7 protein-coding genes are annotated in these 7586 nt (G+C 36.1%); 6 read left to right on the forward strand and 1 reads right to left on the reverse strand.

Features of this window, described 5'->3' with window-relative positions:
* Positions 1 to 129: 129 nt before the first annotated feature.
* The gene (locus BIV60_RS26725) at positions 130 to 333 is read right to left on the reverse strand and encodes a hypothetical protein (RefSeq protein ID WP_071358694.1); all 204 of its coding nucleotides are present in this window, start codon (positions 331 to 333) and stop codon (positions 130 to 132) included.
* A gap of 447 nt (positions 334 to 780) precedes the next feature.
* On the opposite strand from BIV60_RS26725, the gene ltaS reads away from it, so the two are divergent.
* The 6 genes from ltaS (at position 781) to BIV60_RS30715 (ending at position 7334) form a co-directional block, all read left to right on the forward strand.
* Positions 781 to 2736, forward strand: a complete 1956-nt coding sequence (ltaS, locus tag BIV60_RS26730; RefSeq protein WP_071358695.1) for a lipoteichoic acid synthase — start codon at positions 781 to 783, stop codon at positions 2734 to 2736.
* Positions 2737 to 2796: 60 nt separating this feature from the next.
* Positions 2797 to 3666 carry a thermonuclease family protein gene (locus BIV60_RS26735; protein WP_071358696.1) on the forward strand — a complete coding sequence of 290 codons (870 nt, stop codon included), beginning with the start codon at positions 2797 to 2799 and terminating at the stop codon, positions 3664 to 3666.
* 125 nt (positions 3667 to 3791) lie between these two features.
* Entirely contained in the window at positions 3792 to 4301 is a 510-nt protein-coding gene (locus BIV60_RS26740; RefSeq protein ID WP_071358697.1) for an HD domain-containing protein, read from the forward strand.
* Complete coding sequence (locus BIV60_RS26745) at positions 4301 to 5476, forward strand: hypothetical protein (RefSeq protein WP_071358698.1); 1176 nt, start codon at positions 4301 to 4303, stop codon at positions 5474 to 5476. Before BIV60_RS26740 ends, BIV60_RS26745 begins: the two co-directional genes overlap by 1 nt.
* A 191-nt stretch (positions 5477 to 5667) precedes the next feature.
* Positions 5668 to 6825, forward strand: coding sequence for a cation:proton antiporter (locus tag BIV60_RS26750; RefSeq protein WP_071358699.1), 1158 nt, complete (start codon positions 5668 to 5670; stop codon positions 6823 to 6825).
* Between the two features lie 380 nt (positions 6826 to 7205).
* Positions 7206 to 7334 carry a hypothetical protein gene (locus tag BIV60_RS30715; protein ID WP_256218565.1) on the forward strand — a complete coding sequence of 43 codons (129 nt, stop codon included), beginning with the start codon at positions 7206 to 7208 and terminating at the stop codon, positions 7332 to 7334.
* The last annotated feature ends 252 nt before the right edge of the window (positions 7335 to 7586 follow it).

The following is a 7586-nucleotide window of genomic DNA, read 5'->3' on the forward strand; positions in this document are numbered from 1 at the left end:
TTCTTACGAAAAGATGCCACGAAGCATTTAGTTATTCGGGTTGATGAACTTATACGAAAAACAACAATCAATGCGAAAATAGCTTTTATAATAGAAGAAACGGAGGAAACTTGGATAATTAAGGGATTTTTAATATTGGTCCCTGCCTCGATTATAGGGATAAGAAATATGAATTCCATTGAATGCTCCATCCTCATCTTGGTCTCTAAGAGAGGCCATGTATTGTTCAAATTCAACTTGCAGTACTTCAGGAGCCCCCGGTTTTAAGTGCCAATTTCCAGGCTCATCCACGAAATACGGACTGTTTGTAAACTCCGGTCTTTTTCTTGGCATAGCTTTTATCCCCGCTTTCTTTTAGTTTTATCCTTTTCATAACAGCATCCTACTATTCAAGCCATAGGTCATTATTTTAAAGATAAGTCCAAATACATATTGCATCTGTATACTTTCACGATTAAGATAGCTAAATAATCGCCAAAAAGAAAAAAAGCGTGAAACTAAAAAAAGTTTCGCTCGTCTTATATAGTTGAGGCCGGAAAATTAGTCATGTCCCATTTGCAATTGGCATAAAGATAAAAAGTAAAATTCATGATTGATCGAAGGCTGATCACTGATAAAATTATAAAGATAATGCAAAAAAACAAGAAAAATAGCGAAAAGTTTTATCCGTATGTCCGCGTAAAATGGGATTATTTATGTTTTTATTTTTAAAGAAAATATGGTATAGTAATTGAGGTTCGTTTACCGAGGTTTTTATTGGTAAGTGAGAGGAGAATTTGGATGAAAAAGATTAATCTTTCCGAAACATTAAAAAATAAAAATCATCTTACATTTTTTGCGATTGCTGTAGTATTGTTTTGGATTAAAACATATGCAGCCTATCAAATCGAATTTAAATTAGGAATAGAAAATAGTATGCAGAAATTCTTATTATTCATTAATCCGATAAGTTCAGCATTATTCTTCTTCGGATTTGCCTTGCTTTTCAAAAAGCATGTAAAGCTTGTCATGATTATCATAGATTTCCTATTGTCATTCCTATTATATGCAAATATTGCTTACTACCGATTTTTTAATGATTTTATCACCATACCGGTTATTATGCAGACAAAGACAAATTCAGGTCAGTTAGGAGATAGTGCGCTTTCCTTAATGTCTCCTATGGATATTTTTTATTTCACCGATTTCATTGTCTTAATTGTTCTTGCATTAACCGTGTTTAAGAAAGTCACAATTCAATCAAGTAAATCATTTAAAATCGTTCTTTTGTTTTCTATCACTGTTTTCCTATTTAATCTTGGTTTAGCGGAAAAAGACCGCCCGCAATTATTATCGCGTTCTTTTGATAGAAACTATTTAGTGAAATATCTTGGGGCATATAATTTTACCATTTATGACTTGATTCAAAATATCAAATCATCAAGTCAGCGTGCACTTGCTGACAGCAGTGATATTACCGATGTTGAAAACTACCGGAAAGCGAACTATGCAAAACCAAATCCAAAGTATTTTGGTAAGGCAAAAGGGATGAATGTGATATACGTCTCCCTTGAATCATTCCAAAACTTTATGATTGATTATAAAATGCCAAATGGTCAAGAAGTAACACCTTTCTTAAATTCATTGGCTCATGATGGAAAAACCTTCTATTTCGACAATTTCTATCATCAAACTGGTCAGGGTAAAACTTCAGATGCTGAATTCTTAATGGAAAATTCGTTATATCCTATGTCTCAGGGTGCAGTTTTCGTGAATAAAGCACAAAATACCTATCAAGCAAGCCCGGCAATTTTAAAGGGTTATGGGTATAATTCAGCTGTGTTCCACGGCAACTATAAGACATTCTGGAACCGAAATGTTATGTATAAGGCATTAGGCTATGATCAATTTTTCGATGCAGAGTACTATGACATGTCAGTAGAAAATACGAAAAACTATGGGATGAAAGATAAACCATTCTTTAAAGAATCGATGCCAATGCTTGAAAGCTTGAAACAACCTTTCTATACAAAATTTATTTCGCTGTCAAACCACTTCCCATTTGAAATGGACCCGCAGGATACAAATTTCCCTGCTGGTGATACCGGGGATACAGTGGTAAACCAATATTTCCAATCTGCCCACTATATGGATCAGGCTTTGGAACAATTCTTTAATGACTTAAAGAAAGATGGACTTTATGATAAAACCGTTATTGTCCTTTATGGTGATCATTATGGTATTTCTGAAAACCATAATTCTGCGATGGCAAAAGTTCTTGGTGTTGATAAGATTACACCTGCATTGAACGCAAAACTACAAGAGGTTCCTTTATTTATTCACGTACCTGGCGTAAAAGGCGGGGTTCAGCATCAATATGGCGGTGAAGTCGATGTTCGTCCAACGCTTCTCCATTTACTAGGTATCGATACGAAGGATTACATGGAATTTGGTTCTGACCTATTATCAAAAGATCATCGGAACTGGGCATTATTTAGAAATGGTGACTTTGTTTCTCAAAATGTGACACAAGTAAGTGATAAGTGTTACTCAACGGAAACAGAGCAAGAATTGCCAAATAACAGCTCATGTAAAGGGATTGATGAAAAAGTAAGAACAGAACTTCAAATGTCTGATGAAGTGGTGTATAAGGATCTGTTAAGGTTCTATAAACCAGAAGGATATACACCAATCAATCCGGATGATTATGAATATTTAGGACCAAAAGGTGCCAAGACTTCAGTAACTACTAAATAAAGAAAAGAGGGAAGACCAACTGGTTCTTCTCTCTTTTTTAATTAAAAGGGAGAGAGATAAATGAAAAAAGTATTTACTCGGATATCGATAATATTGCTATTAACCATGATGGCGGTGACTGGGTGTTCCACTAGCAACAGTACATATAGAGATCCTTCATCAAATCAATCCTCTGTACCGATTGATTCGAATGGTCAAAAACAATCCATTACTAGCAGCCAACAGACTGATAAAAAATTACTTCCAGCAACTATTGTTAAAAATATTGATGGGGATACGGTTGTCATTAACTTAAATGGGAGAGAGGAAAAGGTGAGGATGCTATGTGTAGATACACCGGAAACTCATCATCCCCGATTAGGTGTGCAGCCATTCGGACCAGAGGCTTCTGCATATACAAAACAAATCCTCCCGGTTGGGAAAAAGGTACAAATCGAAACAGGTATTGGGGATGGACGCGATAAATACGGCCGACTGCTTGCCTATATTTATGTCGATGGAAAAATGTTCAATGAAATGCTTTTAGAAAAAGGATTAGCTCGTGTAGCCTATGTTTATGCACCTAACACGAAATATGTCGATCAATTTTATACGATTCAAAAAAAAGCGCAAAAACAAGGCATTGGCATTTGGTCCATTGAAAATTATGCTAAAGAAGACGGGTACCATGAGGAAGTGGTAAATGGAACTGTGAGCCCATCTGCGACAAAAAGTTCAGGTTCACCCGCACCAATTTCAAGTAATCAAAAAAATTCCAATGATGATAAAGAAACAAACTTGAATTGTAAAGGGAAAATCAAAGGAAACCCTAATTCCCATATTTATCATGTTCCTGGAGGAGCCTATTATGACACAACAATGAATCATATTGTATGGTTTTGTTCGGAACAGCAAGCAAAACAGGCAGGGTACCGTAAATCGAAACGATAAAATTGTCCAAAAAACGGGAATTCACCAAATCGAATTCCCGTTTTTGCATGAAAAAATAGCAATATAGACAAGTTTGTCATATAATGAATGATAAAAAAATTCCACAATGGATGGGGGAAATGCACATGAGAGATGTAACCTTATTAAATATCTTTGAACATCATATTGCCCAAAAATATTTGAACCGCTCAGGCCTCGCCCATGCCATTGCCGTTGCCTATCATGCCTTCAAGCTAGCTAAAAAGCATCAAATTGATGTGGATATTGCCGCAAAAGCCGGTCTCATGCATGACATGGGGCATTATACATGGTATAAAAACGGGAAGTGGGATTATGATTTGTACAAGCAAAATGATATCCATGCAATTAAAGGGGCTGAACGTGCTCATAAGCTGTTAATACGCCTGGGGGAAAATCCAATCAGGGCGAAAACGATTGCTCTTGCAATCCTTTTTCATACGGACTCCTTTTTGCCATCAAACGATATCATTCGCACCCCTTTACAGCAAATTGTTAAATGGGCTGACGAAAAAGATGAGGAACAGGGTGGCCTACATCACTATCGAAAAATAGCATATGAACGGGCCAAACAGAGTATCATTCGTTTAGATGAATGGATTGATCAAGACATTTAGTGGAAGCCATTCAAAAAACAAGCTGGGCTATCAGTGTGTTTTTTGCGATTTCCCTTTGTATGGGGCAATTATTTGTTTCAAAAACGATATACTACGAATTTCCGATTACAAGTTTACTTCTTGTGCTGTTTTGGCTGGCTACTAACCCTGTTTACAAAAAAAGAACGGTTTATTATCTCGTTCCTTTCTCTATAATAGGGCTTTGCTTTACCCTGAATGATTATCCGTCAGGCTGGGGCTCCTATTTGATTACATGTTTATATACAATTGGCATATTGGTTTTTTTACACAAGATCAAATGGAATCAACTAGTGATTCTGCCACTTTTTATTGCTTTTATCGCCACAGTTGAATTTTCCTTTTTGGATAATTTTGTTACCAATGAAAAATTGCTCCTTACAGGAGGAATAGGTATTTCACTCGTATTAGCTGGTCAACTGGTGTATAAGCAATTTATTGAGTTTGGAAATAAACCTCAGGATATAAGGTTTGACAGTTACACAGTTATTTCCTTTTTATTCTTTATGTTCATGTATTATTTTGAGGATCAGATGATATGGACAGAGGCACTTCCTGGATTGCTTATTTCCGTATCCCTTTGGATGCAACGAAAAAGGGTACCTGAAAAATATTCTGTTTTCGTCGTGTTGTTGGGGAGCATTTATTTATTGGAGCCATATTATTCTGTTATCACAGATTTAAATATTCCAGCATTATGGAACCGCGAGATGATTGTTCTGCCGCTGGTGGCAGTTTTGATTTTGATTCGTATAAAATTAAAGGGGCTATATTCACGCTTTACGAAGCCGTTTGAATGGGCCGTCTTAGGTGCTGTGGCTATTCTTTTAATCCAAGATGGTTTGGCGAGTTCAACCATTTACGATGCGATTATTTTAGGAACCTTATCGCTTATTTCATTGTTAGCAGGAATGTTCCTGCAAATTAAATCCTATTTCTTTATTGGCTCTGGCGTGCTGCTTTTAAACGTATTTTTACAAACAAGGCCTTATTGGGGGAATATTCCTTGGTGGGGTTATTTATTAATTGCAGGACTCATTCTTATCACCGTAGCCAGCACGAATGAATGGAACAAGCAAAAAATCCAAAAGGGAGAAACCACCTTTCTTATGGCGCTGAAGGACAAAGTGACCAAAAAATTGAAGAAATGGGATTAGTAAAAACAGTATTGAAAAACGCTATAAAATTTGTTAATATATTAGTAATTATATAGTGTACTTTTGGAGGAGCCTGTCACCAAGGGGGTATTATGCCCTTTGGTTGACGGGCTTTTTTATATTTTTTTAAGGGCCTGTTCTATGGAAAACAGGCTTTTTTTCATTTCTGGAAAAAGTAAGGAGTTGGGTCAATGTTAATCTTCGAGTTAGCGCTTATTTTATTAGCTTCAAAAATAGCAGGAGAAATTAGTGTGAGGTTAGGACAGCCAGCCGTTTTGGGAAAGCTGTTAATCGGTATTATCCTGGGACCAGCCGTTTTAGGATTGGTGTCCGAGACCAAAACTTTGGAGGAAATCAGCCAAATCGGTGTGATTTTATTAATGTTTATCGCTGGATTAGAGACGGACTTGGATGAATTCAAACGAGCAGCGAAAGCATCGACGTTGGTGGGAATTAGCGGGATTATCGTGCCGCTCTTTGGCGGGTATTTCGCAGGGCTGATGATGCACATGACCACCATTCAAGCGATGTTTTTAGGCTTACTGTTATCGGCTACCAGCGTCAGTATTTCCGTTCAGGCCCTTAAAGAATTGAATCAATTGAAATCAAAAGAGGGGGCTGCAATTTTGGGAGCAGCCGTAATTGATGATGTGATCGTCATTATTGCCCTGGCCTTTTTAATGAGCATGGCAGGCGGTGAAGTCCATTTAGGTATGATGATTGTAAAAAAAGTCCTCTACTTTGCAGGAGCGATTTTAGTGGCTTGGAAAGTGGTTCCATGGGTGTTAAAAAAGTTTGCCCCGCTAAGAGTCACAGAGTCGATTATTTCAGCCGCATTAATCATTTGCTTTCTTTATGCCTATATTGCCGAATTAACAGGTGTCGCGGCGATTATCGGCGCTTATATTGCCGGAATCGCAATCAATTTAACCAATTACAAAAAAGAGGTATTTGAAAAAATTGAAACCATCAGCTATTCGTTTTTCGTACCGGTTTTTTTCACGTCGATTGGCGTAGCAGCCACCTTTGACGGCATGTCCAAAAACATTGGTCTAATCGTCATTCTTAGCATTCTTGCCATACTAACCAAATTTATTGGAGCAGCCTTGGGTGCAATAATCGCACGTTTTTCTTGGAAGGGATCGTTTGGAATTGGTGCAGCGATGGTTTCGCGCGGAGAGGTTGCGTTAATTATCGCGTCGATTGGTTTAGAAGCAAAGTTAATAAACCAAGAATTGTTTTCGATTTTAATTGTCGTTGTCTTAATTACAACAATCGTAACTCCTATCATGATGAAATGGTTTTTTAAGAATGGAGATGGAAATGAGACCATCAAAAATACGGCATAAAAAAAACCCGGCCAAAAATTTGGTCCGGATGTCAAAGGGGGGAAGTGATTGTCCTACAATTAGTATCTTATAAAACAAAAATGAATAAATTATGAATAAATAATTACTAGTTTATTAATTTTATTTTTAAAAAATCCAGTCTTCGTTAAAGCGGACTGGATTTTTCCTGCTTTATGATACTCTTTTATAGGTTTTAGTTTAAGCTAAATCATACCTTACTAGTGCATTATTTTATGGACTGCTACTTTTGAACTATTTAAGCTTCCTTTACATGAAAACAATTATTTTGGGTAAAACACCCCCATACAAAACCAAGATGGTTCGAACTATTTAGCAGGAAAAGGATTTACCTGACTAAATCAAAACTTGGAGGTTAGATAATGGGAATCACTTTGATTGATATCGACAAATTACTAGAATCTACAGCAGATCTAACATCTGAAAAGAACGGTTATAAGATTAAACCTATTGAAATTGATCAATTACTAGAAAAAACAAGAGAATGGTAGAATTTTTGTTTCTTAAATATATCCATTAATATACGGTATTGCTAAAATCTTCTTCCCTGTAAGAAGGTTTTTTTGTTTTTTTAAAATAGAATAATGAAGTTTTAACAAAATTGTTTTTCGATACAAAGAATATTTGGTGGAAATTGCCGCTTTAAAGCGAAAAAATATTTTTCAATTTTCTATTGATTTTAGTTCAAAGAAATACTAGAATAATTTTTAATATAAGACTTTTTTGAATTTTATTTTTTAAAA

Origin of the sequence: Bacillus sp. MUM 116, assembly GCF_001866655.1 — a bacterium.
GTDB lineage: Bacteria > Bacillota > Bacilli > Bacillales > Cytobacillaceae > Neobacillus.

Excerpts from the sequence above, each read along its gene's own strand:
- BIV60_RS26725 (WP_071358694.1), bottom strand. The coding sequence starts at position 333 with ATGCCAAGAAAAAGACCGGAGTTTACAAACAGTCCGTATTTCGTGGAT.
- ltaS (WP_071358695.1), top strand. The coding sequence starts at position 781 with ATGAAAAAGATTAATCTTTCCGAAACATTAAAAAATAAAAATCATCTT.
- BIV60_RS26735 (WP_071358696.1), top strand. The coding sequence starts at position 2,797 with ATGAAAAAAGTATTTACTCGGATATCGATAATATTGCTATTAACCATG.
- BIV60_RS26740 (WP_071358697.1), top strand. The coding sequence starts at position 3,792 with ATGAGAGATGTAACCTTATTAAATATCTTTGAACATCATATTGCCCAA.
- BIV60_RS26750 (WP_071358699.1), top strand. The coding sequence starts at position 5,668 with ATGTTAATCTTCGAGTTAGCGCTTATTTTATTAGCTTCAAAAATAGCA.
- BIV60_RS30715 (WP_256218565.1), top strand. The coding sequence starts at position 7,206 with ATGGGAATCACTTTGATTGATATCGACAAATTACTAGAATCTACAGCA.